Genomic DNA, 23,893 nt, shown 5'->3' with positions numbered 1-23,893 from the left:
TGGAGAACATTCATGGCCTGGAACGAACCCGGCGGTAACAACCGCGATCCCTGGAGCAGTGGCGGGGGCAATCGCGGCGGCAATCAGGGACCGCCCGACCTCGACGAGGCAATCCGCAAAGCCAAGCAGCGCCTCGAGGGACTGTTCGGTAAAAAGACCGGCGGGGGCCGTGGTTCCGGCGGCAGTGATGGCGGCCGCGGTAGCGGTGGCCCCGGTCTGCCGAGTGCCAAGGGCATCGGCATCATCGTGGCCGTCCTCGTGGGTGTCTGGCTCCTGTCCGGAATCTACATCGTCGATCAGGGAACCCGCGGCGTCGTGACCCGTTTCGGGGCCTATCAGGAAACGGCGGGCCCCGGGCCGCACTGGCATTGGCCGTACCCGATCAGCGCGGTGCAGACCGTGGATGTCTCGCAGCGCCGGCGAGTGACCGTCGGCTATCAGGCTGTGGCGGCGCAGCAGACGCGGCCCGTGCTCTCTGAAGCCCTGATGCTCACCGAAGACGAGAATATCGTGAACGTGCAGCTGGCGGTTCAGTACACCATCTCGGATGCGGCGGACTTCATCTTCAATTTCGTGCAGCCCGAGGCGACGCTCAAGAGCGTGACCGAGAGCGCCCTGCGCGAGATCGTCGGCAAGCGCAACATGGACTTCGTCATCACTGAAGGACGGACCGAGGTGGCCCAGCAGACCCGTGAGCTGGTGGTCGAGACCATGGAGGGCTATAACACCGGCATCAACGTAGTCGAGGTGGTGATTCAGGATGCGCAGCCGCCGGAGCAGGTCCAGCCCGCCTTCGAGGATGCCATCAAGGCGCGTGAGGACCGCGAGCGGCTGATCAATCAGGCCGAGGCCTACCGCAACGAGGTCATTCCCCGGGCGCAGGGTCAGGCCGCCCGCCTGACGGAGGAAGCCCAGGGTTACACGGCCCGGATCGTCCAGAATGCCCGCGGTGACGCGAGCCGCTTCAGCCAGCAGCAGCAGGCCTATGCCCAGGCACCGCGGGTCACCCGTGATCGCCTGTACATCGACACCATGGAGCGGGTGCTGGGTAACACCGGCAAGGTGCTGATCGACAATGAGTCGAGCCAGCAGCTGATGTATCTGCCGCTCGACCGGATGATGCGCTCGGGTGGAGCCTCATCGAGCAATTCAGGCGACACCGCCGGTTCGTCCATGAACAACACCGTCTCGAGCAATAGCAGCTCGAGCGGCTCACAGAGCAGCAGCGCATCGAGCGGTTCGCTGCGGATGCGGGAGACACGCTAATGAATCGCCTGAGTGCAATCGTGGCGGCGGTAGTCCTGCTGCTGGTCATTGGAATCACCTTCGGGACGTTCACCGTCAAGGAAACCGAGCGGGCACTGAAGTTTCGACTGGGTGAGGTCGTTCGGACCGACTTCGAGCCTGGCCTGTACTTCCAGATTCCGTTCGTGAACAACGTCCGCAAGGTGGATGCCCGCGTCCAGACGCTGGACGAAAGCCCGCAGCGCTTTCTGACCAGCGAGCAGAAGAACCTGATCGTGGATACGTTCGTGAAATGGCGGGTGGAAGACGTCGAGCAGTACTACATCACGGTGCGGGCCAGCCCGCGTGAGGCCAACCTGCGGCTCTCAGAAATCGTCCGTGACGGGCTGCGGGCCGAATTCGGCAAGCGCACGGTCCAGGAGGTCATCTCCGGGGACCGGGCCGAGATCATGAATCTGCTCACCGACGCGGCCAGTCAGGCCGGTAATTCACTGGGCGTGAGCGTTCTTGACGTCCGGCTGCAGCGTGTGGACCTGCCCGAGGGCGTGAGCGAGTCGGTGTTCAACCGCATGGTCGCCGCCCGTGAGCAGGTCGCGCGCCAGTTCCGGGCCGAGGGCCAGGAAGAGGCCGAGCGGATCCGTTCGGCGGCCGACCGTCGCCGCGAGGAAATCCTCGCCGAGGCGCGGCGTAAGGCCGAGGAGGTGCGTGGTGCGGCGGACGCCGATGCGACGCGGATCTACGCCGATGCCTATGAGGCCGACGAGGAGTTCTACCGCTTCTACCGCAGCCTCCGCGCCTACGAGAACACCTTTAACGACGATACCGACATGCTGGTGCTGTCGCCTGATTCGGAGTTCTTCCGGTACTTTGATCAGCTCGACTCGTTAACGACCTCGCCCTGATCGACTGAACCGACCATGCAGGATCTTCTCACCGCAGTGGCACTGCTTCTGATTTTCGAGGGGATCCTGCCCTTTCTCAGCCCACGCAATCTGCGGCGGGCGCTCTTCTCTATCGTCCAGCAAAATGATAAAAGCCTTCGGCTGACCGGCGTGGCATCAATGCTGGCCGGTATCCTGCTCCTTTATCTGGTTCGCTGAAGGACGATTTCATGACTGACAGATCGCCGGGCCCGCACAGCCCCTGGTTGCTGCCCGACTCGGTTGAAGAACTGCTCCCGCCGGCGGCGGCCGCGCTGGAGCACCTGCGCCAGTCGAGTCTGGAGCGCTGCGCGCGCTGGGGCTATGAACTGGTGATGCCGCCGGTCATCGAGTACCTCGAGGCACTGCTCTCAGGTGTCGCCCACGATCTTGACCTGCAGACCTTCAAGCTCACCGATCAGATGAGCGGGCGAATGATGGGGGTGCGTGCCGATATTACGCCGCAGGCGGCGCGTATCGATGCCCACCAGCTGCGCCGCGAGGGGCCGGTGCGGCTGTGCTACAGCGGTACGGTGCTGCGCACCCGCGCCGAGGGGGCCGAAGGGTCGCGCAACCCGTTGCAGATGGGCGCCGAGCTGTACGGTCACGGCGGTATCGAGAGTGATGTCGAGGTCATCGGTTTGATGGCCGAGATCCTCAGTGCCGCCGGCATTGAGCCATTGCATGTCGACCTCGGTCACGTGGGTATCTTTCGTGGACTCTGCAGTGCCGCCGGCCTCGAGGGCGACGCCGAAGCGCGTCTGTGGGATGCCCTGCAGCGCAAATCCACCGCTGATATCGAGGCACTGCTGGGGGAATTCGACGTCGCTCCGGCCGATCATCGCCGGCTCTCGGCATTGGCGGGCCTGAGTGGCGGCGCGGAGGTCCTCACGGCGGCGACGCAGGCCTTGGCCGGGGCCGGCGACCCCGTGGACGCCGCGCTCGAGGCGTTGACCCGCACCGCCGAGGCCCTTGCCGCGGCCCGACCGGATATGACGCTGCACTTCGACCTGGGCGAACTGCGCGGCTATCGCTACCACACCGGAATCGTCTTCGCGGCCTACACGCCCGGGGTGTCCGGCGAGCTGGCCCGTGGCGGGCGCTATGACGACATCGGGGCGGTCTTCGGGCGTGGGCGGCCGGCCACCGGATTCAGCGCCGATCTCAAGGCGTTGCGGCGGGCGGCCGCGACGACCACCGACAATCCACCGGGCGGCGGCGCCATTGCCGCGCCGTGGTCAGCGGACGAGGCGCTGCGTCGGCGCGTGGCGGCACTGCGCGAGGCCGGCGAAACGGTGATCTGGGCGCTGCCCGGGCATCCCGGGGCAGCGGCCGGTCAAGGCTGCAATCGCCAGCTCGTACAGGCCGCCGGCGGCGACTGGCAGATCGAGACCATCGAACCAGCGGAGAACGAATGACAAAAAGTGTGGTGGTGATCGGCTCCCAGTGGGGGGACGAGGGAAAGGGCAAGATCGTGGATCTGCTCACCGATCGGGTATCGGCGGTGGCGCGCTTCCAGGGCGGGCATAACGCGGGTCATACCTTGGTGATCGACGGCCACAAGACCGTCCTGCATCTGATCCCCTCCGGCATCCTGCGCGACGGCGTGGAGTGTCTGATCGGCAATGGCGTCGTGATCTCGCCGGCGGCGCTCATGGACGAGCTCACCGCCCTTGAGGCCTCGGGTGTCCCGGCGCGCGAGCGCCTGCGCATCAGCCCGGCCTGCCCGGTGATCCTCCCCTCGCACATCGCCCTCGATCAGGCCCGCGAGCGGGCCCGCGGCAAGGCCGCCATCGGCACCACGGGGCGGGGCATCGGCCCCGCCTACGAGGACAAGGTGGCGCGGCGCGGCATCCGCATCGGCGATCTGTTCCAGCGCGAGTGCCTGGCCGCCAAGCTGGGCGAGCTGCTGGATTATCATAATTTCGTGCTCAAGCACTATTACGGCGAGGCCGGGCAGGACTTCCAGGCCATTCAGGAGGAGTGCCTGGCGATGGCCGTGGAGCTCGAGCCGATGGTGGCGGATATCTCCCACCGTCTGCACCGCTACCGGGCGGCGGGCGACAGCCTGCTGTTTGAAGGCGCGCAGGGCACACTGCTGGACATCGATCAGGGGACTTATCCCTACGTCACCTCATCCAACACCACCGCCGGCGCGGCCTCTACCGGCACCGGCGTGGGACCGCTCGAGCTGGATTATGTGTTGGGGATCACCAAGGCGTACACGACCCGGGTGGGGGCGGGGCCATTTCCCACCGAGCTCTCGGATCATCTGGGACGCCACCTGGCGGAGCGCGGCCACGAGTTCGGTTCCACCACCGGGCGCCCGCGCCGCTGCGGCTGGTTTGATGCCGTGGCGATGCGCCGGGCGGCGCAGATCTCCAGCCTGTCGGGGCTGTGCATGACCAAGCTCGATGTGCTCGATGAGCTGGACACACTGCGTATCTGTACCGGCTACCGCTGTGGCGCCCAGCGCAGCGACGTCCTGCCGGCCGGTGCCGAGGCGCTGGCGGAATGCGAGCCCGAGTATGTGGAGATGCCGGGCTGGAAGACCTCCACGCTGGGGATCCAGCGCTACGCGGATCTGCCCGCGGCGGCGCGGGATTATCTCGAGACCATCGAGCGGCTGTGTGGCGTGCCCGTGGACATCATCTCCACCGGGGCCGACCGGCGCGATACGATCATCCGGCGCCACCCCTTCGATCACTGAGACTGCCCACGATCGTCAGTAACGCGGCGATCAGAAAGCAGGCGCCACCCAGCCAGAGATGGATATTGGCCACGGCCGCGATCCAGGCCGGTGCCCGCTCGGGCGGTACGAAGGCGGTGACCGCGGCGGTCATGAAAAAAATGCAGCCGAGCAGGTTGACCGCCACGCTCCACCAGTCCCGCGACGCCGGCCGCCATGACCAGGCGCCGTGGCTTGTCGCCACAAAGGCGGTATAACCCGAGATCAGGAACAGCACCGATCCGATCATCCCCGGCACCCAGATCGTGACGTCCCGGTCGTACCAGCCGATGCCGGGGTAGATGGCATCAAACGTATTGACGTTGAAGGCGACGGTGCCCGCGAACTGGGTCACCGAGCTGAGCCAGGTCAGGCTTCGGGGGCGCCAGCCGACGAGCCGCACCCGCCTGGCCGGGCGATGTTCGCTGGCGGGCGAGGGATCCGATGCATTCGCGGCCTGGAAATTCTGCAGAAAGCCGCCGATCGTGAAGGGGATCGAGCCGAGGAAAAACACGATGGCGATCTGCGTGCCGGTGAGCGGATTGGCGACCAGCGACAGGGCCGCCCCCAGCATGAACAGCAGCGAGCCGACGGCAAAAAAACCGGCGGTCCCGGCGTCGTAGCCGGGCGATTGCCAGAACCGCAGCGCCAACGGAAACCCCCTAGTGGTGAAACCCCGAGGCCTCGGCCTCGCCGAGCGGCACCTGCGCCGGATGCGCCTCCAGGTGGGCGAGGGCGGACTTCATGTCGGCAACCAGCAGCTCGCAGAGATCGCGGCTCACGCCATTACGCACCAGAATGCGCTGGATCGGCTGATCATCGCAGGCCGGTGGCAGCGTGTAGGCCGGCACCTGCCAGCCGCGTGCCCGCAGCCGGTCGGCCAGATCGAACAGCGTGAACCCCGGATCCGTCCCGTCCCTGAGTTTCCAGGAAACGGCCGGGATGCCGCGCGATCGATCGCCGTCGTAGATGATCTCGAAGGGGCCCATTGCCGCAATCTCGCCGGCGAGATAGGCCGCGGTGTCGTAACAGGCGCCATGCACCCGCGCGTAGCCCTCGCGGCCCAGACGCACGAAGTTGTAGTACTGACACACGATCTGACCGCCGGGGCGGGAGAAGTTGAGCGCGATGTCCTTCATGTCGCCGCCCAGGTAGTTCACCCAGAAGATCATGTTCTCCGGCAGGTCGCTCTGCTCGCGCCACAGTACCCAGCCGACGCCGAGGGGGGCGAGACCGAATTTATGGCCCGAGGCATTGATCGAGCGCACCCGCGGGAGGGAAAAGTCCCAGACCAGATCCGGCGCGCAGAAGGGGGCGAGGAAGCCGCCACTGGCGCCGTCGACATGAATCGGAATATTCAGCCCGGTGTCGCGCTCGAGCTCGTCGAGCGCATCGCTGATCGCCTTCACCGGTTCGAACTCGCCGGTGAAGGTGACCCCCAGCGTCGGGACCACGCCGATGGTGTTTTCGTCGCAGTGCCGGCGCACCTCCTCGGCGGTGAGGAGCCGGCGGCCGGGCGCCATGGGGACTTCGCGAAGCTCGATGTCCCAGTAGCGGGCGAACTTGTGCCAGCACACCTGCACCGGACCGGTGACGAGGTTGGGCCGCTCGGTACTCAGTCCCTTCGCCTTCCGCCCGGCTTCCCAGCGGCGTTTCATCGCCAGGCCACCGAGCATGGCGGCCTCACTCGAGCCGGTCGTTGAACAGCCGGTGGCCGGCCCGTCCGGGGCATGCCAGAGTTCGGCGAGCATCCGCACGCAGCGGGCCTCGATCTCCGCGGTCTGGGGATATTCGTCCTTGTCGACCATGTTCTTGTCGATGCACACGTCCATGAGGGCGTGGACCTCGGGTTCTTCCCAGGTCTGGCAGAAGGTGGCGAGGTTCTGTCTCGAGTTGCCGTCCAGCAGCAGCTCGTCGCGGATCGCGGAGCTGACGGCGCGGGGATCGGCGGTGGCCTCAGGGAATCGCGATTTCTCGAGCCCCATGGCGAGTGTGTGCGAGGCATAGAGCTCGTCATCGGAGCGGTCGGCACGGTCTGACATGGAATCAATTCCTTTCCATTGAATCGTCAAGCATTCAATGAGCAAGTATTGATCAGGCAGGGGAGGGATTCAAATGCGGGTCGAAGTCAGATGTGGTGCCGAGGAGAGGACTTGAACCTCCACGGGGTCTCCCCCACTAGCACCTGAAGCTAGCGCGTCTACCAATTCCGCCACCTCGGCATTGATGAGGCCGTCCTCAACAACGCAGCGAAGAGTACCGACGGGCCCCGGATCTGTCAACGAAATCGAGCATCCGCGTAGGCACCGGGACGCGCATGCCGTATCCTGCCGGCCATGACAGAAAAAGACACCGAAAGCGCGGATCCCTCCCGCGATCCGTATCTCGATCGCGAGAAAGGCAAGTACGAATCCCCGGTTCCCAGCCGGGAATACATCACCCAGCAACTCGAGGCCCAGGCCCGCCCCCTGTCCCGCAAGGACCTGGCCGAACTGTTCGGGCTGACCGACGAGGATGCCCTCGAGGGCCTGCGGCGGCGCCTCAAGGCCATGGAGCGTGACGGCCAGCTGGTGCGTAACCGCCGCAACGGCTATGTGGTGGTCGATAACCAGGAGCTGGTCCGCGGGCGCATCCGCTCATCGCCGGACGGCTCGGGGGTCGTCCATCCCGACCGTCCGGGGCCCAATGTCTATCTCGCCCCCCGCGAGATGCACCGGCTGCTCAACCGCGACCGGGTGGTGGTACGACTGACCGGCGACGATGACGATGGCCGGCCCACCGGCGAACTGGTCGAGATCATCGAGCATGCCAATCAGGAAATCGCCGGGCGTTATTACGAGGAAAGCGGGATCGGCTTTGTGGTCCCCAACAACAAGCGCCTGCATCAGGATCTGATCATCCCCGGCGCGGACGCCAATGGCGCTGCCAACGGCGAGCTGGTGACCGCCGAAGTGGTCAGTCAGCCCTCGCAGCGCCGTCAGCCCATCGGCCGCATCATCGAGGTGTTCGGTACCCGCATCGCCCCGGGCGACGAGGTGGCGGTGGCGGCGCGCACCCACGGCATACCGGTGGAATGGCCCGACGAGGTGCTGGCCGAAGCCGCCGGCTTTGGCGACGAGGTGCCCGAGTCGAGCAAGGCGGGGCGCAAGGATCTGCGCCAGCTCCCGCTGGTGACCATCGACGGTGCCGATGCGCGTGACTTTGACGACGCGGTCTACTGCGAGCCCACCGCCAGCGGCTGGAAACTGATCGTGGCGATCGCCGATGTGGGCGCCTACGTCACGCCCGGCTCAGCGCTGGACACGGAGGCGGCCGAGCGCGGCAATTCCTGCTATTTCCCGCGCAATGTCGTGCCCATGCTGCCGGAGAACCTGTCCAACGGACTGTGTTCGCTCAATCCCGGCGTCGACCGGCTGTGCATGGTCTGCGAAATGCAGATCGACCGCGAGGGTCAGCTCAAGCGCTCGCGGTTCTATGAGGGGCTGATGAAGTCGGCGGCGCGCCTGACTTACGAGGACGTGGACGCGATCCATAACGAGCGCGACCCTTCGCTGCTGCGTGAGCACGAGCCGCTGCTCAAGCACATCGGCGATCTCTACGCGGTGTTCGATGCGCTGCGGATCGATCGCCAGAAGCGCGGCGCCATCGATTTCAATACCAGCGAGTCGGTGATCGAGTTTGATCATCAGGGCCAGGTGGCCGACGTTCATCCCGCCGAGCGGACCAATGCCCATCGCCTGATCGAGGAGTGCATGGTCAAGGCGAATGTCGCCACCGCACGCTTCCTGCGCCGGCATCGCATCCCGTCGCTGTACCGGGTGCATGAGCCGCCGGCGGAGCAGCGCCTGAAGAATCTGCGCGAGTTCCTGGCCCAGACCGGTCTCACCCTGGGGGGTGGCGACGAGCCCACCGCCCAGGACTTCTCGGCGTTGATGGAAACCGTCAAGCAGCGCCCCGACCGCCACTTCATCGAGTCGATCATGCTGCGCTCGATGATGGCGGCGGAGTATCGCCCGGACAACGCCGGCCATTTCGGACTGGCGCTGGATGCCTACGCGCATTTCACTTCGCCGATCCGTCGCTATCCCGACCTGATCGTTCATCGCGGCATCAAGCACGTGCTGTCCAAGCAGCCGATCGAGGCGTTCGAGTACACCGAAGACCAGTTGGTGACCGTGGGCGAGCACTGCTCAATGACCGACCGCCGCGCCGAGGAAGCCACCCGCGAGGCGTTGATGACCCTCAAGTGCCGGTTCATGGCGAGCCGCATTGGCGAGGAGTTCACCGGTGTGATCAGCGGCGTGACCTCGTTCGGGCTGTTCGTCGAGCTGGATGGCCTGTACGTCGACGGGCTCATTCATATCACCAACCTCGAGCAGGACTTCTTCCACTTCGACGCCATCGGCCATCGCCTGGTGGGCGAGCGCACCGGCAAGGAGTACCGGCTCACCGACCGCATCCGGGTCCGGCTGGCCCAGGTGAACGTCGACGACGGCAAGATCGACTTCGACCCCATTGCCCATCCCCTGGGACCTGATGGCGAGCCGCTGGGTGACAGCGCCGGCAGCCGGTCGAAAGGCAACGGCAAGGGCAGGGACAAGGGCAAGCATCGGGATAAGTCGGGGGGCAAGTCCCGCAACGGCCGTCGCTCGGAGTCGCGCAACCGCCGCCGGCGCGGATGAGCCAGACAACGCTGATCGGCGGCCTCCACTCAGTGCAGGCGGCCCTGCGCTACGACCCGTCACGGGTGCGCGAGGTATGGCTGGACAGCCGCCGTCGTGACGGCCGCCACCAGAAGCTGCGCCGGCAGCTCGAGGCGCTGGAGTGCCCGGTGCATGTCAGCCACCCGCGCGCCCTTGATGAGAAGCTGCCGGATTTCAATCACCAGGGTGTCATCGTCGCCTGGCAGGGCCGGCCGCCGCTGGATGAGGGCGATCTGGCGCAGCATCTGGACGGGCTCTCGCACGAGCCGCTGATCCTGGTCCTCGATCAGGTGCAGGATCCCCATAATCTGGGCGCCTGTCTGCGCAGCGCCGATGCGGCGGGTGTGGATGCGGTGATTACGCCCCGCGACCGCGCCGCCGGCCTGACGCCGGTGGTCCACCGCGTGGCTGCCGGGGCCGCGGAGGCGGTGCCGCTGTATCAGGTCACCAACCTGGTGCGCTGCCTGCGGGATCTGCGTGATCGGGGGATCTGGCTGTTCGGTCTGGCCGATACGGGGGCCATCGGCCTGCATGACAGTGACCTGGGCGGGGCGGTCGCGGTGGTCATGGGCGCCGAGGGTACCGGGCTGCGGCGGCTCACCCGCGAGCATTGTGATGCCCTCGTGGCCATTCCGATGGCCGGCCGCGTGGAGAGCCTGAATGTCTCCGTCGCCACGGGCGTCGTGCTGTTCGAGGCGGTCCGGCAGCGCAGCGCTTTATCCTGACACCCCGCTCGACTATACTGATGGATTAATCAGCCGACGCTGATTTCTCCTTGCTGCCCGTTATGGCGGGCGGCTTTCCCGGCACAGGCCGGATCAACCGAAAGGAGCCACAATGCGGCACTATGAAATCGTCTTTCTGGTCCATCCCGACCAGAGTGACCAGGTCCCTGCCATGATCGAGCGCTATCGCGGGCTCATCGAGGGCAACGGCGGCAGTATCCACCGGCTTGAAGACTGGGGGCGGCGCCAGCTTGCCTACCCGATCAACAAGCTCATCAAGGCGCACTACGTTCTGATGAACATCGAGTGCGAGCCCTCGGATATCGAAGAGCTGGAATCGATGTTCCGCTTCAACGACGCCGTCATCCGGAACATGGTTCTGGCGCGCAGCGAGGCGGTGACCGACCCGTCGCCCCTTGCCAAGGGACAGGAGGAAGAGCGTGAGCGGCCCCCGCGGCGCGAGCGTGATGACGCCGACGCCGACACCGATGGCGGCGAGCGTGATACCGCCGACGAGGCGGACACCGACACCGGCGCGTGAGCAATCACGTCGAGCTGACCGGTTGGCTGGTCGAGGCCGCGGGGCTTCGTCATTCGCCGGCCGGCGTCCCGATCGCCCGCGGGCTGATCGAGCATGAATCGCAGCAGACCGAGGCCGGCGCCTCGCGCCCCATCCGATTCCGGGTGGGGGTCAGCGCCGCCGGCACGCCGCTGGCGGAGCAGCTCAATGAGCTGCCCGCCGGCAGCCCGGTCCGCGTCAGTGGTTACATGCGCCGCTCCCGTCAGCGCACGCCCGATACCGACCCGATCATCATCAGCGTCAGCCGCCTCGAGCGGATGACCCCGACCGAATAGAGGATTCAGACATGGCCCGTTTTTTCCGTCGCCGTAAGTATTGCCGCTTCACCGCTGAAGGGGTGAAGGAAATTGACTACAAGGACCTGAACACGCTGCGCCAGTACATCACTGAGACTGGCAAGATCGTGCCCAGCCGGATCACCGGCACCCGCGCCAAGTATCAGCGTCAGCTGTCCACCGCGGTCAAGCGTGCCCGCTATCTGGCGCTGCTGCCGTACACGGACAGCCACTGAGCGCGTGACCGCGCCCGGCCCCCGCTGATGCGTGCCCTGCTCGAGTTCGCCATGCGCAGCCGCCTTGCCGCGGTGGGCATGGTCGCGCTCGGCGCGCTGATGCCGCTGCTGTTCTGGCTGAGTGCCGGGCTGCTCGCATTGATTACGCTGCGCCGGGGGCTGGCCGAGGGCGGTCTCATCCTGGCGGGGGCCACCGCGGCGCTGGTGCCCATCTACGCGGTGATGCTGGGGACACCGCTGGCGGTGCTCCAGCCGCTGGCGCTGATCTGGCTGCCGGTCATGGGCATGGCCCAGGTCCTGCGGGTCCGGGTATCGCTGGCGACCGCCATCCAGGCCGGTGCGCTGGTGGCGGCGGGTGCCGTCGTGGCGTTTTACGGGCTCTACGGGGATCCGTCGGTGTTCTGGCGCCAGGTCCTCGAGGTGCTCTCGCAACAGCTGCTCGCCGCGCCGCCCGGTGAGGGCTGGGATCGGACGGTGGAGCAGCTCGCGCCGCGACTGACCGGTCTGTGGGTGACGAACGTCCTCGGCGTGGCGCTGCTGTGTCTGCTGCTGGGTCGTTGGTGGCAGGCGATGCTGTACAATCCCGGAGGATTTCGCAGCGAGTTTCATGACCTGCACCTGAGCCGCTGGTTTGCCGCGCTGGCCGCGGCGGCGGTACTGGCCGGGGCGTTCAACGCGCCGGGGCTGCTGGCGGACCTGGGCACCATTCTGGGCGCGGTGTTCATCCTGCAGGCGGTGGCGGTGGCGCATGCGATTGTCGCCCGCCGCGGTTGGCACACCGGTTGGCTGGTCGGGTTCTACCTGGTCCTGCCGCTGCTGCTGCGACCGGCGGTACTGATCGGCCTGGCCGATCCAATCATGAATTTTCGGGCGCGGCTTGCGCCCGAGAGCTGACAAACGAACAGACTTGAAGTCGGGGTACGAAAAATGGAAGTCATTCTGATGGAAAAAGTGGCCAACCTGGGGGGGCTGGGTGACACGGTCCGCGTCCGCGCCGGGTATGGTCGGAACTATCTCATCCCGCAGGGCAAGGCCCGGCCTGCGACGGCCGAGAACGTGGCCTATTTCGAGGCCCAGCGCGCCGAGCTTGAGCGCAAGGCCGCCGAAGAGCTGGCCGCGGCACGCCAGCGTGCCGAGCAGGTCAACGCCCAGCCCGTCACCATCGCCGCCAATGTCGGCGAAGAGGGCAAGCTGTTCGGCTCGATCGGCCCGCAGGACATCGCCGAGGCCCTGACCGCCGCCGGCGTCGAGGTCGGCCGCCACGAAGTGCGCATGCCCGATGGCCCGATCCGCGCCGTGGGTGAGTACAGCGTCGAGGTTCATCTGCATGCCGACGTCAATGCCACGGCCTATGTGAACGTCAGCGGCGACGCCTGAAGGACCCGCACCCGGGATGGTTGAGTCCGGCAATGCCGTCAGCGCCGAGGCACTCAAGGTGCCACCGCACTCCATCGAGGCGGAGCAGGCGGTGCTTGGCGGACTCATGCTCGATAACAATGCCTGGGATCAGATCGCCGATCGCGTCAGCGAGGCGGACTTCTACCGTCGCGATCATCGCCTGATCTTCCGCGCCCTGGACGGTCTGGCGGAATCCGGCCAGCCCATGGACGCCGTCACGCTCTCGGAGTGGCTCAAGTCCAACGACCTCCTCGAGAGCGCGGGCGGGCTTGGTTATCTGGGCCTGCTGGCGCGGGACACGCCCAGTGCCGCCAACATCCGCGCCTATGCCGACATCGTGCGCGAGCAGTCGGTGCTGCGCCAGCTCATCGAAGCGGGCACCGAAGTGGCCAATGCCGGGTTCAACCCCGAGGGCCAGAACTCCGCTGATCTGCTCGACAACGCCGAGCGGCAGATCTTTCAGATCGCCGAACAGTCCGGGCGCAACCGGCGCGGTTTTGTCGGCGTCCGCGATGTGCTGCCGGATGTAGTCGACCGCATCGACACGCTCTATCACCAGGACAGTGACGTCACCGGCCTGCCGACCGGGTTCACCGACCTCGACCGCATGACCTCGGGCCTGCAGGACGGCGATCTGGTGATCGTCGCCGGGCGGCCCTCCATGGGCAAGACTACTTTTGCCATGAACATCGCCGAGGCGGCGGCGCTGCAGAGCGGCCCGCCAACGGCGGTGTTCAGCATGGAGATGCCCGCCGACGCGCTCGCCATGCGCATGCTCTCGTCCCTGGGGCGGGTCGAGCTGCAGAAGATCCGATCCGGCCGGCTCAATGACGATGACTGGCCACGACTGACCAGCACCATGAACCTGCTCTCGCAGGCGAACCTGTTCATTGACGACACGCCGGGCCTGACCCCCACCGAAATGCGGGCCCGCTGTCGGCGCCTGAAGCGCGAACACGGCCTGGGCCTGGTGCTGGTGGACTATCTGCAGCTTATGCAGCTGCCGGGATTCAAGGAGAACCGCGCCGCCGAAATCTCCCAGATCTCCCGGGCCCTCAAGGGCATGGCCAAGGAGCTGGGCGTTCCGGTCATGGTGCTCTCGCAGCTCAACCGTAGTCTCGAGCAGCGTCCCAACAAGCGCCCGATCATGTCGGATCTACGTGAATCGGGAGCGATCGAGCAGGATGCCGACGTCATCGTGTTCATCTACCGCGATGAGGTCTACAACGAGGAAAGCCCCGACGCGGGGACGGCCGAGATCATCATCGGCAAGCAGCGCAACGGGCCCATCGGCAACGTCCGGCTGACGTTTCTGGGACAGTACACGCGCTTTGAGAACTTCATCGCCGATGCCGGCTACGGAGGCGGTGGCTGGCAGTGAGTCGCACGGCCCGGGCAACGATTCGGCTCGACGCCCTGCGACACAATCTGGGTGTGGCTCGCGCACAGATACCCACCGCCAATGTCATGGCGGTGCTCAAGGCCGATGCTTATGGTCATGGTCTGCTGCCGGTGGCCCACGAGCTGGCGGCACTCACTGATGGCTACGCGGTAAGCTGCCTCGAGGAGGCGCTGCCGCTGCGCACGGCCGGGCTGATGCACCGCATCATCCTGCTGGAAGGATTTTTCGATGCCGGCGAGATCCCGGTGCTCTCAGCGCGCCGGCTGGACGCCGTCATCCATCAGCCCTGGCAGATCCAGGCGCTGGCCGAGGCGGATATTACGACGCCCATCGACTGCTGGCTCAAGGTGGACACCGGCATGGGGCGGCTCGGGTTTCTGCCGGAAGATGCCGCATCGGCGCTGGAGCAACTCCTGGCACTGGACACTGTGGGATCAGTGCGCTGGATGACGCATCTGGCCCACGCGGACACCCCCGACCATGCGGGCACGGCCACGCAGATGCAGCGTTTCGGCGAGGTGGTGAATGACGCCCGTCCGGTGACATTGCCCAATTCCGCGGCGACCCTGCGCGGGCTCGAGCCGTTCGCCGACTGGATCCGTCCCGGCATCATGCTCTATGGCGCATCGCCGCTGATCGACGCCGATGGGCATCCGCCACTGCAGCCGGTCATGCGCCTCGAGGCCGCGCTGATCTCGGTCAAATGGCTGCCGGCGGGGCATGGCGTGGGCTATGGGAGTCGTTTTGTCTGCCCCGAATCAATGCCGGTGGGGGTGGCCTCCATCGGCTATGGCGACGGTTACCCGCGGCATGCGCCGGATGGTACCCCGGTTCAGGTGGCCGGCCGCCCCTGCCCGCTGATCGGCAAGGTCTCCATGGACATGATCGCGGTGGATCTGCGCAATGCGCCGATGGCGGCGGTGGGCGACCGCGTGGTCCTGTGGGGGGAGGCGCCGCTGGCCACCACGGTGGCGACGGCCTGCGGGACCATCAGTTATGAGCTGTTCTGCCGGCTGACGCCGCGTGTTGAACGGGTGTACCGGCGTGGAGACGAGCATGGCCAAGGGTAGTACCAAGACCCGCTACATCTGCACCGCCTGCGCGGCGGTATCCCCCCAGTGGGCCGGCCAGTGCCCGGAGTGCGGTCAGTGGAACACCCTCGAAGAGCAGCGCGCGCCGACGCCGGCCGCCGGCACCCGCGGATCCATCCAGGGGCGGGCGCAGTATGCGGGCGACAGTGGCATCCGCACACTGGCCGAAGTCCCGCGCGATCGCGAGACACGGTTTTCAGCCGGGGTCGGGGAGTTTGATCGGGTGCTGGGCGGCGGTTTGGTGGCCGGCGGCGTCATCCTGCTGGGCGGTGATCCGGGCATTGGCAAGTCGACCCTTCTGCTCGAGGTGGTGGCCCGAGTGGCCAGCCGCCATGGGGCGCTGTATGTCACCGGCGAGGAGTCGCTCCAGCAGGTCGGCCTGCGCGCCGAGCGGCTGGGCGTGGGGGATGCCGGACTCAAGCTGCTGGCCGAGACCCGGGTCGAGACCATCATCGAGCTGGCTGCCCGCGAGCGCCCCGAGGTGCTCGTCGTCGATTCCATTCAGACCATTCACAGCGATGCCCTGGGCTCGGCCCCGGGGGGCGTTGCGCAGGTGCGCGAGGCGGCCGCTCAGCTGGTGCAGTTTGCCAAGCAGACCGGGACGGTGCTGTTCCTGGTCGGCCATGTCACCAAGGAAGGCCAGCTCGCCGGGCCACGGGTGCTGGAGCACATGGTCGACACGGTGCTCTACTTCGAGAGCGACTCCGGCAGTCGCTATCGACTGCTGCGTGCGGTCAAGAACCGCTTCGGCGCGGCCAACGAGCTGGGGGTGTTCGCCATGCTCGAGACCGGCCTCAAGGAGGTGAAAAACCCCTCCGCGATCTTCCTGTCACGCCACGAACAGCCGGTGCCCGGCAGTGCCATTCTGGTCACCCGTGAGGGCACCCGGCCGCTGCTGCTTGAACTCCAGGCACTGGTGGCGGAAAGCCCGCTGTCCAATCCGCGGCGGCTGGCTGTGGGCATGGACGGCAATCGCATGGGCATGCTGCTGGCGGTGCTGCAGCGTCACGCCGGGGTGAGCACCGCCGGCGAGGACGTCTTCGTCAATGTCGTCGGCGGGGTGCGCATCGCCGAAACGGCCAGCGACCTGCCGGCGCTGCTGGCTGTGATCTCAAGCCTGCGTGATCGCCCGATCCCCCAGGACTGGGTGATATTTGGTGAGGTGGGTCTGGCCGGCGAGATCCGGCCGGTGCCGAACGGCCCGGACCGGCTCGCGGAAGCGGCCCGGCACGGTTTCCGGCGCGCCCTGGTGCCGGCCAAGAACGCGCCGGCGCGGGGCGAGGCCCCGGACGGGCTTGAAGTCATCGGCGTCGAGCGGCTCGACGCCGCCCTCGACTGGATCCGCGAGGCGGATTAGCCGTCGAGCTGGCGGGTGGCCGCCAGGGTATTCTCCAGCAGCGTCGCGCGGGTCAGTGGTCCCACGCCGCCCGGTACCGGTGTCATCCATGCCGCGCGGGCCATGGCCGTCTCCGGCGCCACGTCCCCCAACAGACGCCCGTCTGGCTGGCGGTTGATGCCCACGTCGATCACCGTGGCACCGGGCTTGATCCACTCCCCGGGGATAAAGCCTGTCCGCCCCACCGCGGCGACCAGGATGTCGGCCTGGGCCACCTGGTCGCGTAGATCCCGGGTGCGGCTATGGCAGACCGTGACGGTGCAGCGGGCATTCAGCAGCTCGAGCGCCATGGGCCGTCCGACGATATTCGACTGTCCGACCACCACCGCGTGGGCCCCGACCGGGTCGACGTCGGTGTGCTGCAGCAGGGTCATGACGCCGTGTGGCGTGCACGAGCGAAGCCCCGGGAGGCGCAGGACCAGCCGGCCGACGTTCTGCGGGTGAAAGCCATCCACATCCTTGGCGGGATCGATGCGCTCGATGACCGCCTGGGCATCAATGGATTCGGGCAGCGGCAGCTGTACGAGGATGCCATGGGTGGCGGGATTGGCATTGAGCTCATCGATCAGCGCCATGAGCTCGGCCTGGGTCGTGGTGGCGGGCAGATCGTAATCCTGCGAGACGAAGCCCACCTGCTCGCAGTCGCGGCGCTTCATGCGCACATAGACCGATGAGGCGGCATTGTCACCCACCAGCACAACGGCCAGGCCGGGTGTGGATTGACCGTGTTCGCGACGCTCGCTGACCGCGGTCTGGATCTGCTCACGGATGTCGGCGGCAATCGCCTTGCCGTCGATGATTCGGGCGGCCATGGGCGGGCTCCTCACCGGTGTGGATTCGACGCTGCGCGGACTTTACCGCCCGAGCCCGGGCGGATCCAGCCATTGACATGATCTGGAGCGGGAATGGTTGTACAATCCCGCCCCATGCGCCCGTAGCTCAATCGGATAGAGCATCGGCCTTCTAAGCCGAGGGTTGCAGGTTCAAGCCCTGCCGGGCGCGCCAGTCTCTATCAGGCGGCGGCGTCGGCGCGCCGCAGGGAGCGTTTGAGCAGGCGCTCGATGCCTTTCAGCAGTTTGCCCTCATCCGGCGCCACCAGCGAAATCGCCTCACCGGAATTGCCGGCACGACCGGTGCGACCAATGCGATGGACGTAGTCCTCGGCCACATGCGGTAGGTCAAAATTGACCACATGGGGCAGCTGGTCGATGTCGAGCCCGCGGGCGGCGATGTCGGTGGCCACCAGAACCCGCACGTGCCCCTTTTTAAAGCCGTCCAGCGCCTTGGTGCGCGCCGTCTGGCTCTTATTGCCATGAATCGCGGCGGTACTCAGTCCATCCTTGTCGAGCTGTTTGCTCAGGTTGTTGGCGCCGTGCTTGGTGCGGGTGAACACCAGCACCTGCTGCCAGTCGCCTTCGCGGATCAGGCGGCTTAGCAGCGGCCGCTTCTCAGCCTTGTCCAGGCGATAGACCGACTGCTCCACCGTATCGGCAGCACTGTGCTTGGGGGCGACGTCGATTTCGACAGGGTTTTTCAGCATGCCCCCGGCAAGCTGGCGGATCTCGCGGGAGAAAGTGGCCGAGAACATCAGCGTCTGCCGCTCGGTGGGCAGCTTTTTCATGACCTTGCGGATGTCGTGGATGAAGCCCATGTCGAGCATGCGGTCGGCTTCATCCAGTACCACGCTCTCGACGCGGTCGAGGCGCAGGTTGTCGCGCTGGAGGTGATCGAGCAGGCGTCCCGGGGTGGCGATGACAATATCGACCCCCTTGCGCAGACGATCGATCTGGGGCTGCATGCCAACGCCGCCGAATATGACAGCCGAGCGCAGCGGCAGATTGCGGCCGTACTGCTTGACACTGTCATGGATCTGGGCCGCCAGCTCGCGGGTGGGGGCAATGATGAGCAGCCGCACGGGGCGGCGCTTGCCTTGGGGCTCGACCGCGGCAAGCCGCTGGAGCAGCGGCAGGGTGAAGGCGGCGGTCTTGCCGGTGCCGGTCTGGGCGGCGCCGAGGAGGTCTTTGCCGTCAAGGACCTGGGGGATGGCCTGCTCTTGAATGGACGTCGGGGTGGTGTAGCCCGATGCCTTCACGGCGTCGAGCAGTTCGGTCTGGAGACCGAAATCATCAAATGTCATCGAATGGTTACTCCTTGTGATCGCCACCACTATACGCGCATTGACCGCCAGTAGGGGGCTCAGTATTATTTCGGGATTCCTGACGAATGCGGCGGGAATCCTGCGGACGAAGCGGGGTGTAGCGCAGCCTGGTAGCGCGCCTGCTTTGGGAGCAGGATGTCGGGGGTTCAAATCCCTCCACCCCGACCAGCCATACCGCAGGAAAACAATCGGTGGTGGGCGTAGCTCAGTTAGGTAGAGCTCCGGATTGTGGCTCCGGTGGTCGTGGGTTCAAGTCCCATCGCTCACCCCACCTTTTTCGATGGGCCGTTAGCTCAATTGGTAGAGCAGCTGACTCTTAATCAGTTGGTTGAAGGTTCGAGTCCTTCACGGCCCACCATCCGATCCCGACCACCCGGCAACCTCATTCACGGAGCAATGCCTTGTCCGGCGATCCGCTGAGCCGCCTCAGCCGCTATCACCCGGTCGTGATTGAAGGCGCCGGCGGGCGCGACGACCGTGACCCGGCCGCCGTGGCCGAGCGGCTTGGCGAGCGCCTGCAGCTGCACTGGCAGTCCCGGCCCGATCCCCGGACCCCCTTGTTGATCACCCAGGGCGATCCGCGCGAGGCGCGGGGCATTGCGGCGATCACGCCACGGGTCGCAGAGCGGCTGTCACTGGATCGTGGACTGGTCTGCCTCGATGAGGCGATTGCCCCCTACCACGCCCGCGATGCCGATCGGCAGGGGGTGATCACCGAGTTCCGCTATTCGCAGCTTGAAGCCTGTCTGGAAGCCGCCAGCCCCGGGGCCATCACCCGCCTGGAAGCGGCGGTGGACGAGGCCATTGCCACCAAGAACGCCCGGCGCAGGGCGCAGGGGCAGCCGCCCCTGAAGGCCTATTTCCGCGATTTCGCGCTGCTCCAGGAGGTCACCAAGGCCGCCTGTCGGCAGGTCTGCGGGGCGATCACCGTCGCCCATACCGACTCCACGGTCCATGAGTTTTCGGTGACCAGCTTCTACACCGTCGGCCTGTCGCTGGGGTGGATCGACCCCGGCGACATGCTGATCACCTACTGACGGATGCCCTCGACCTCGAGCTGGATGTAGACGGTCTCGCTGGCCGGGCCCAGATTGTAGTCGATGCCATAGTCGGCGAGCTGGAACGAGGTCTCGCCGGTGAAGCCCGCGCGATAGCCGCCCCATGGATCCTCGCCTTCGCCGATCTTCTCCACATCAATACTGATCGGTCGGGTCACACCGCGCAGCGTGAACTCGCCCTCGAGCGTGGCCGTGCCGTCGCCGTGGGGGATGTAGTCGGTGCTGACGAAACCGGCCTCCGGATGGGACTCGACCGCCAGAAAGTCGTCGCTGCGCAGATGCTCATCGCGTTCGGCGTGATTGGAATCAACGCTGGCCGGATCAATATCCACCGAGATGCTCGCCGCCTCGGGGTTGTCGGCGTCGTAGCTGAACTGGCCACTGAAGTCGTTGAACCGTCCCGTCAGCCAGCTGTAGCCGAGGTGGCTGATGCGGAAGTTGATGGAGGCATGGGCGCCTTCGGTGTCAATGACATAGTCCGCCGCCATGGCCGGGGCGCTCAGCCATGCCCCGGCAAGGATCAGACTGCCCAGCACGGGGCGGGTGATGCGATGGTCGACCATCGGGGTGTCTCCTGATAGGTGAATGAACAATGGTCCACGGTACGCGAAGCCCCTGTCTGCATCGAGCCCTTCAGGACCCGCGTCACGCCCGGAGCGACTGGCACAATCTTCGGTCCCGTGTTGCAATGCACCAAAGGCGATTTGGATGAGGAGGGCACCATGACGGATCCCACGGACATCAGCGCGCGCCGCGAGGCCTGGCGCTACAAAGGGGGTGATCGGCCGCATTTTGCGGTTGCGCCCGGGCCCGGGCAGGAGTCGGTCTGGGACTATCCCCGCCCGCCGGCCTACGAACCGGACCCGCGTGGGGTCAGCGTCAGCCTGGACGATCACCCGGTGGCCCGCAGCGATCACGCCATCCGCGTCAAGGAGACCGGTAGTCCGCCGGCCTTCTACCTGCCGCCCGAGGCGATGGAGTCCCGCTGGCTGCGGCCGTCATCACAGCGCACCTTCTGCGAATGGAAGGGCGAGGCGGAGTACTTTGACGTGGTCACGCCCACGGCGGTGGCCGAGGCGGCCGTCTGGCGCTATCCGGTCCCCCTGCCGGGGGCGGAGTCCATTGCCGGCTGGTACTCGCTGTATCCGGAGCAACTCACCTGTTACGTCGGCGATGAGCCGGTCAAGGCCCAGTCAGGCCGCTACTACGGCGGCTGGGTGACCGATGAGCTGGTCGGCCCGTGGAAGGGTGAGGCCGGCACCGGTCACTGGTAGCGCCAATGGACTGGCACGCACGCAGCGTCGAGACCACCGTCGACCAGCTCGACACCGACCGCGGCGGGCTCGATGAATCCGAGGTGGCCCAGCGGCTCGAGCGCTACGGCGCCAACCGCCAACGTCCCCCGGCGCGCCGCAGCGCGTTCCAGCGCCTGATCAGCCAGTTCCGCAACCTGCTGATCTATCTGTTGCTGGTGGCCGCGGTCATCACCGCGGCGCTGGGGCATTGGATCGACTCCGGGGTCATCTTGGCGGTGGTGCTGATCAACGCGGTGATCGGCTACATCCAGGAGGGCAAGGCCGAAAGCGCCATGGCCGCGATCCGCGGCATGCTGGCCCCGGAAGCCACGGTGCGGCGCGACGGCCGGCGCCAGACGGTGGATGCCGCCCGGGTGGTGCCCGGGGATGTGCTGATCCTTGAACCCGGCGCCAAGGTCAGCGCCGATGTGCGCCTGATCCGCACGAGCGGCCTCGCCGTCGACGAGTCGGCACTGACCGGCGAGTCGGTGCCCGTGGACAAGACCCACGAGCCGGTCGAAGCCGGGGCCAGTCTGGGGGACCGGCGCTCGATGGCGTTCGCCGGCACGCTGGTGACCGCCGGCGAGGGCGAAGGTCTCGTGGTGGAGACCGGGGACCGGACCGAGCTCGGTCAGGTCACCGAAATGCTCTCGCGGGTCGAGACACTGACCACGCCGCTGCTGCGTCATCTTGATCAGCTGGGACGCCAGCTGGCGGTGATCATCGTCGCGGCCGGGGCGGCGACCGCCGTGGCCGGGGTGCTGTTGCACGGGTTCTCGCCGGTGGCGATGTTCATGGCGGCGGTCGGCCTGGCGGTGGCCGCGATCCCGGAGGGCCTGCCCGCGATCGTCACCATCACCCTCGCTCTCGGGGTGCGCCGGCTGGCGAGCCGCAATGCCATTGTGCGACGTCTGCCGGCGGTGGAATCGCTGGGCGCGGTCACGGTGATCTGCTCGGATAAGACCGGCACGCTCACGCGCAACGAAATGACCGTCCAGGCGTTGCTGCTGGCCGATGGGCTGCAGACCGTCGATCCGCAGCACGACCCGCCACACGGGGACACCGCCCGGGTGCTGGCCGAGGCGGTCGCGCTCTGCAGCGATGCGACCATTACGCCGGACAGCACCGGCGAGACGCAGGTCAGTGGCGATCCCATGGAGGTTGCGCTGCTGCATCTGGCGGCGGCCAGTGATGTCGATGTCGAGGCCTGGCGGTCGCAGCACCCGCGGGTCGACAGCATTCCGTTTGATGCCGGGCATCGCTACATGGCCACGCAACATGGTGAGGGCGAGGCCCGGCGGCTGGTGGTCAAGGGCGCGCCGGAAGCCATCGTGCCGCGCTGCGACCGGGTGCTCACCGGCGCCGGTACCGCGGCACTGGATGAGGCGGCGTGGCATGGTCGCGCCGAGGAGCTGGCCGGCCGCGGGCTGCGCCTGCTGGCGGTGGCGGAGCAGCGCGGAGATGACGCGGCGGTGGACCTGCACCAGGAGGCGGGCCCCGGTTCGTTCGTACTGATCGGCCTGGTCGGCATCATCGACCCGCCCCGGCGCGAGGCGATCGATGCGGTGGCGGCGGCCCAGCGGGCGGGCATCCGCATTAAGATGATCACCGGCGACCACGCGGTGACCGCCGCGGCGATCGGCCGTCAGCTGGGGCTGGGAGACGAAAACCGCGGGGTGACCGGCGACGCTCTCGAGGCCATGGACGACGATGAGTTCCAGCGCACCGCCGCCGGGCGTTCGGTGTTCGCGCGGGTGTCACCGGCTCACAAACTGCGCCTGGTGGAGGCCCTGCAGGCCGATGGGCAGGTGGTGGCGATGACCGGCGACGGCGTCAATGATGCCCCGGCGCTGAAGCGCGCGGATGTCGGCGTGTCCATGGGGCGGGGGGGCACCGATGCCGCCCGCGAGTCCTCGGAGATCGTCCTCGCCGACGACAACTTCGCGACCATCGAGGCGGCCGTCCACGAAGGGCGCGTCGTCTACGACAATATCGTCAAGTCGATCCTGTTCATCCTGCCCACCAATGCCGCCCAGGCCCTGCTGCTGGTGGTGGCCGTGATGGCGGGCCTGGTCCTGCCGGTGACGCCGGTCCAGATCCTCTGGGTGAACATGATCACCGCGGTGACACTGGCGCTGGCGCTGGCCTTCGAGCCCGCCGAGGCGGCGGTCATGGAGCGACCGCCACGCCCCGTCGATGCGGCGCTGATCCCCCCGGGCATGGGCATGCGGCTGGGCCTGGTGGCCTTGGTGATGCTGGGCGGAACGCTGGCGGTGTTCCTCAGTGAGCAGGCCGCGGGGCGCGATCTGGCCGAGGTGCGCACGCTGACCATCAATACCCTGGTGCTGTTCGAGGTCTGGTACCTGTTCTCGGCCCGCCGCCTGCATGCCGGCACCCTCAATCGCGGCGGGCTGCTGGGAAACCGCTACGTGCTGGGCGCAATCGCCGTGATCGTGCTCGCCCAGCTGCTGTTCACCTATGCGCCGCCCCTGCAGCTGCTGTTCGACACCCGCGCGCTGGGTCTGCGGGACTGGCTGGTCGCGGTGCTTGTCAGTCTGCCGGTGGTGGCGGTGGTCGAGGGCCATAAGGCCTGGCAGCGGCGCCGCCCGGCGCAGGACGGGCGCGTCCATCGGGGTTAGCTTTTGCCGGATGCGGCATGCCGGTATACTGCGTGATGACGTTT

Annotated in this window: 23 protein-coding genes and 5 tRNA genes; 22 read left to right on the top strand and 6 right to left on the bottom strand. The window is 66.9% G+C overall.

The genetic code is table 11. The features are described from left to right. Window positions 1-12: 12 nt before the first annotated feature. From hflK to FPL11_RS05460, 5 genes are read left to right on the top strand one after another with little or no spacing between them, the layout of a single operon-like run. A complete protein-coding gene (hflK, locus tag FPL11_RS05480) occupies window positions 13-1,266 on the top strand; it encodes an FtsH protease activity modulator HflK (protein ID WP_144347738.1) in 1,254 nt (417 codons plus the stop codon). Further along, window positions 1,266-2,147 (top strand): protease modulator HflC, encoded by an 882-nt coding sequence (gene hflC / locus FPL11_RS05475; protein ID WP_144347737.1) that lies wholly within the window; start codon window positions 1,266-1,268, stop codon window positions 2,145-2,147. Before hflK ends, hflC begins: the two co-directional genes overlap by 1 nt. A gap of 15 nt (window positions 2,148-2,162) precedes the next feature. Continuing rightward, the gene (locus tag FPL11_RS05470; RefSeq protein ID WP_110883161.1) at window positions 2,163-2,345 is read left to right on the top strand and encodes a DUF2065 domain-containing protein; all 183 of its coding nucleotides are present in this window, start codon (window positions 2,163-2,165) and stop codon (window positions 2,343-2,345) included. 11 nt (window positions 2,346-2,356) lie between these two features. Then, complete coding sequence (locus FPL11_RS05465) at window positions 2,357-3,583, top strand: ATP phosphoribosyltransferase regulatory subunit (protein WP_144347736.1); 1,227 nt, start codon at window positions 2,357-2,359, stop codon at window positions 3,581-3,583. Next, window positions 3,580-4,875 (top strand): adenylosuccinate synthase, encoded by a 1,296-nt coding sequence (locus FPL11_RS05460; RefSeq protein WP_144347735.1) that lies wholly within the window; start codon window positions 3,580-3,582, stop codon window positions 4,873-4,875. The genes FPL11_RS05465 and FPL11_RS05460 overlap by 4 nt, the downstream gene beginning before the upstream one ends. On the opposite strand, the gene FPL11_RS05455 is transcribed toward FPL11_RS05460, so the two are convergent. From FPL11_RS05455 to FPL11_RS05445, 3 genes are all read right to left on the bottom strand, one after another. Beyond that, window positions 4,847-5,545, bottom strand: a complete 699-nt coding sequence (locus tag FPL11_RS05455; RefSeq protein ID WP_144347734.1) for a hypothetical protein — start codon at window positions 5,543-5,545, stop codon at window positions 4,847-4,849. The genes FPL11_RS05460 and FPL11_RS05455 overlap by 29 nt on opposite strands. A gap of 10 nt (window positions 5,546-5,555) precedes the next feature. Next, window positions 5,556-6,935: a glutamate decarboxylase gene (gene gad, locus FPL11_RS05450; RefSeq protein ID WP_144347733.1), complete on the bottom strand. Its 1,380-nt coding sequence runs from the start codon at window positions 6,933-6,935 to the stop codon at window positions 5,556-5,558. A gap of 93 nt (window positions 6,936-7,028) precedes the next feature. Beyond that, window positions 7,029-7,115: transfer RNA gene (locus FPL11_RS05445), tRNA-Leu, on the bottom strand. A 114-nt stretch (window positions 7,116-7,229) separates the two neighbouring features. On the opposite strand from FPL11_RS05445, the gene rnr reads away from it, so the two are divergent. The 10 genes from rnr to radA all read left to right on the top strand — a co-directional run bounded on the left by rnr (window position 7,230) and on the right by radA (window position 16,660). Next, entirely contained in the window at window positions 7,230-9,575 is a 2,346-nt protein-coding gene (gene rnr, locus FPL11_RS05440) for a ribonuclease R (protein WP_144347732.1), read from the top strand. After that, window positions 9,572-10,321 (top strand): 23S rRNA (guanosine(2251)-2'-O)-methyltransferase RlmB, encoded by a 750-nt coding sequence (rlmB, locus tag FPL11_RS05435; protein ID WP_144347731.1) that lies wholly within the window; start codon window positions 9,572-9,574, stop codon window positions 10,319-10,321. The genes rnr and rlmB overlap by 4 nt, the downstream gene beginning before the upstream one ends. Before the next feature lie 112 nt (window positions 10,322-10,433). After that, a complete protein-coding gene (rpsF, locus tag FPL11_RS05430; protein WP_144347730.1) occupies window positions 10,434-10,862 on the top strand; it encodes a 30S ribosomal protein S6 in 429 nt (142 codons plus the stop codon). Further along, on the top strand, window positions 10,859-11,176 hold the full coding sequence (priB, locus tag FPL11_RS05425; protein ID WP_110883153.1) for a primosomal replication protein N: 318 nt from the start codon (window positions 10,859-10,861) through the stop codon (window positions 11,174-11,176). The genes rpsF and priB overlap by 4 nt, the downstream gene beginning before the upstream one ends. Before the next feature lie 11 nt (window positions 11,177-11,187). After that, the gene (rpsR, locus tag FPL11_RS05420; protein ID WP_110883152.1) at window positions 11,188-11,412 is read left to right on the top strand and encodes a 30S ribosomal protein S18; all 225 of its coding nucleotides are present in this window, start codon (window positions 11,188-11,190) and stop codon (window positions 11,410-11,412) included. Between the two features lie 27 nt (window positions 11,413-11,439). Then, the gene (locus FPL11_RS05415; RefSeq protein ID WP_110883151.1) at window positions 11,440-12,306 is read left to right on the top strand and encodes a hypothetical protein; all 867 of its coding nucleotides are present in this window, start codon (window positions 11,440-11,442) and stop codon (window positions 12,304-12,306) included. A gap of 33 nt (window positions 12,307-12,339) precedes the next feature. Beyond that, window positions 12,340-12,789 carry a 50S ribosomal protein L9 gene (gene rplI / locus FPL11_RS05410; protein ID WP_110883150.1) on the top strand — a complete coding sequence of 150 codons (450 nt, stop codon included), beginning with the start codon at window positions 12,340-12,342 and terminating at the stop codon, window positions 12,787-12,789. A 16-nt stretch (window positions 12,790-12,805) separates the two neighbouring features. Continuing rightward, window positions 12,806-14,191, top strand: a complete 1,386-nt coding sequence (dnaB, locus tag FPL11_RS05405) for a replicative DNA helicase (protein ID WP_144347729.1) — start codon at window positions 12,806-12,808, stop codon at window positions 14,189-14,191. Then, entirely contained in the window at window positions 14,188-15,282 is a 1,095-nt protein-coding gene (gene alr / locus FPL11_RS05400; protein ID WP_144347728.1) for an alanine racemase, read from the top strand. Before dnaB ends, alr begins: the two co-directional genes overlap by 4 nt. Next, window positions 15,269-16,660, top strand: coding sequence for a DNA repair protein RadA (gene radA / locus FPL11_RS05395; RefSeq protein WP_144347727.1), 1,392 nt, complete (start codon window positions 15,269-15,271; stop codon window positions 16,658-16,660). The genes alr and radA overlap by 14 nt, the downstream gene beginning before the upstream one ends. Here radA and folD read toward each other — a convergent pair. After that, window positions 16,657-17,511: a bifunctional methylenetetrahydrofolate dehydrogenase/methenyltetrahydrofolate cyclohydrolase FolD gene (folD, locus tag FPL11_RS05390; RefSeq protein ID WP_144347726.1), complete on the bottom strand. Its 855-nt coding sequence runs from the start codon at window positions 17,509-17,511 to the stop codon at window positions 16,657-16,659. The two genes, radA and folD, sit on opposite strands and share 4 nt — an antisense overlap. A gap of 116 nt (window positions 17,512-17,627) precedes the next feature. Between folD and FPL11_RS05385 the strand changes: the two genes are divergently transcribed. Continuing rightward, window positions 17,628-17,704: transfer RNA gene (locus tag FPL11_RS05385), tRNA-Arg, on the top strand. Window positions 17,705-17,711: 7 nt separating this feature from the next. Here FPL11_RS05385 and FPL11_RS05380 read toward each other — a convergent pair. After that, window positions 17,712-18,836: a DEAD/DEAH box helicase gene (locus FPL11_RS05380; protein ID WP_144347725.1), complete on the bottom strand. Its 1,125-nt coding sequence runs from the start codon at window positions 18,834-18,836 to the stop codon at window positions 17,712-17,714. A gap of 112 nt (window positions 18,837-18,948) precedes the next feature. On the opposite strand from FPL11_RS05380, the gene FPL11_RS05375 reads away from it, so the two are divergent. From FPL11_RS05375 to FPL11_RS05360, 4 genes are all read left to right on the top strand, one after another. Next, window positions 18,949-19,025 (top strand) — tRNA-Pro (locus tag FPL11_RS05375). Window positions 19,026-19,051: 26 nt separating this feature from the next. Beyond that, a tRNA-His gene (locus FPL11_RS05370) sits at window positions 19,052-19,128 on the top strand. Between the two features lie 11 nt (window positions 19,129-19,139). Next, window positions 19,140-19,215 (top strand) — tRNA-Lys (locus FPL11_RS05365). A 43-nt stretch (window positions 19,216-19,258) separates the two neighbouring features. Further along, complete coding sequence (locus FPL11_RS05360) at window positions 19,259-19,894, top strand: shikimate kinase (protein WP_144347724.1); 636 nt, start codon at window positions 19,259-19,261, stop codon at window positions 19,892-19,894. On the opposite strand, the gene FPL11_RS05355 is transcribed toward FPL11_RS05360, so the two are convergent. Next, on the bottom strand, window positions 19,888-20,478 hold the full coding sequence (locus FPL11_RS05355; protein ID WP_186295100.1) for a YceI family protein: 591 nt from the start codon (window positions 20,476-20,478) through the stop codon (window positions 19,888-19,890). The two genes, FPL11_RS05360 and FPL11_RS05355, sit on opposite strands and share 7 nt — an antisense overlap. A 159-nt stretch (window positions 20,479-20,637) precedes the next feature. On the opposite strand from FPL11_RS05355, the gene FPL11_RS05350 reads away from it, so the two are divergent. Continuing rightward, window positions 20,638-21,189, top strand: coding sequence for a DUF427 domain-containing protein (locus FPL11_RS05350; RefSeq protein ID WP_144347723.1), 552 nt, complete (start codon window positions 20,638-20,640; stop codon window positions 21,187-21,189). A 5-nt stretch (window positions 21,190-21,194) separates the two neighbouring features. Then, window positions 21,195-23,849, top strand: a complete 2,655-nt coding sequence (locus FPL11_RS05345) for a cation-translocating P-type ATPase (protein WP_144347722.1) — start codon at window positions 21,195-21,197, stop codon at window positions 23,847-23,849. Window positions 23,850-23,893 lie beyond the last annotated feature (44 nt).

The organism is Spiribacter aquaticus (assembly GCF_007625215.1).
Lineage (GTDB): Bacteria > Pseudomonadota > Gammaproteobacteria > Nitrococcales > Nitrococcaceae > Spiribacter > Spiribacter roseus.
The sequence above is the reverse complement of the archived record's forward strand: the minus strand, read 5'-3'. Positions and strand labels throughout refer to the sequence as shown.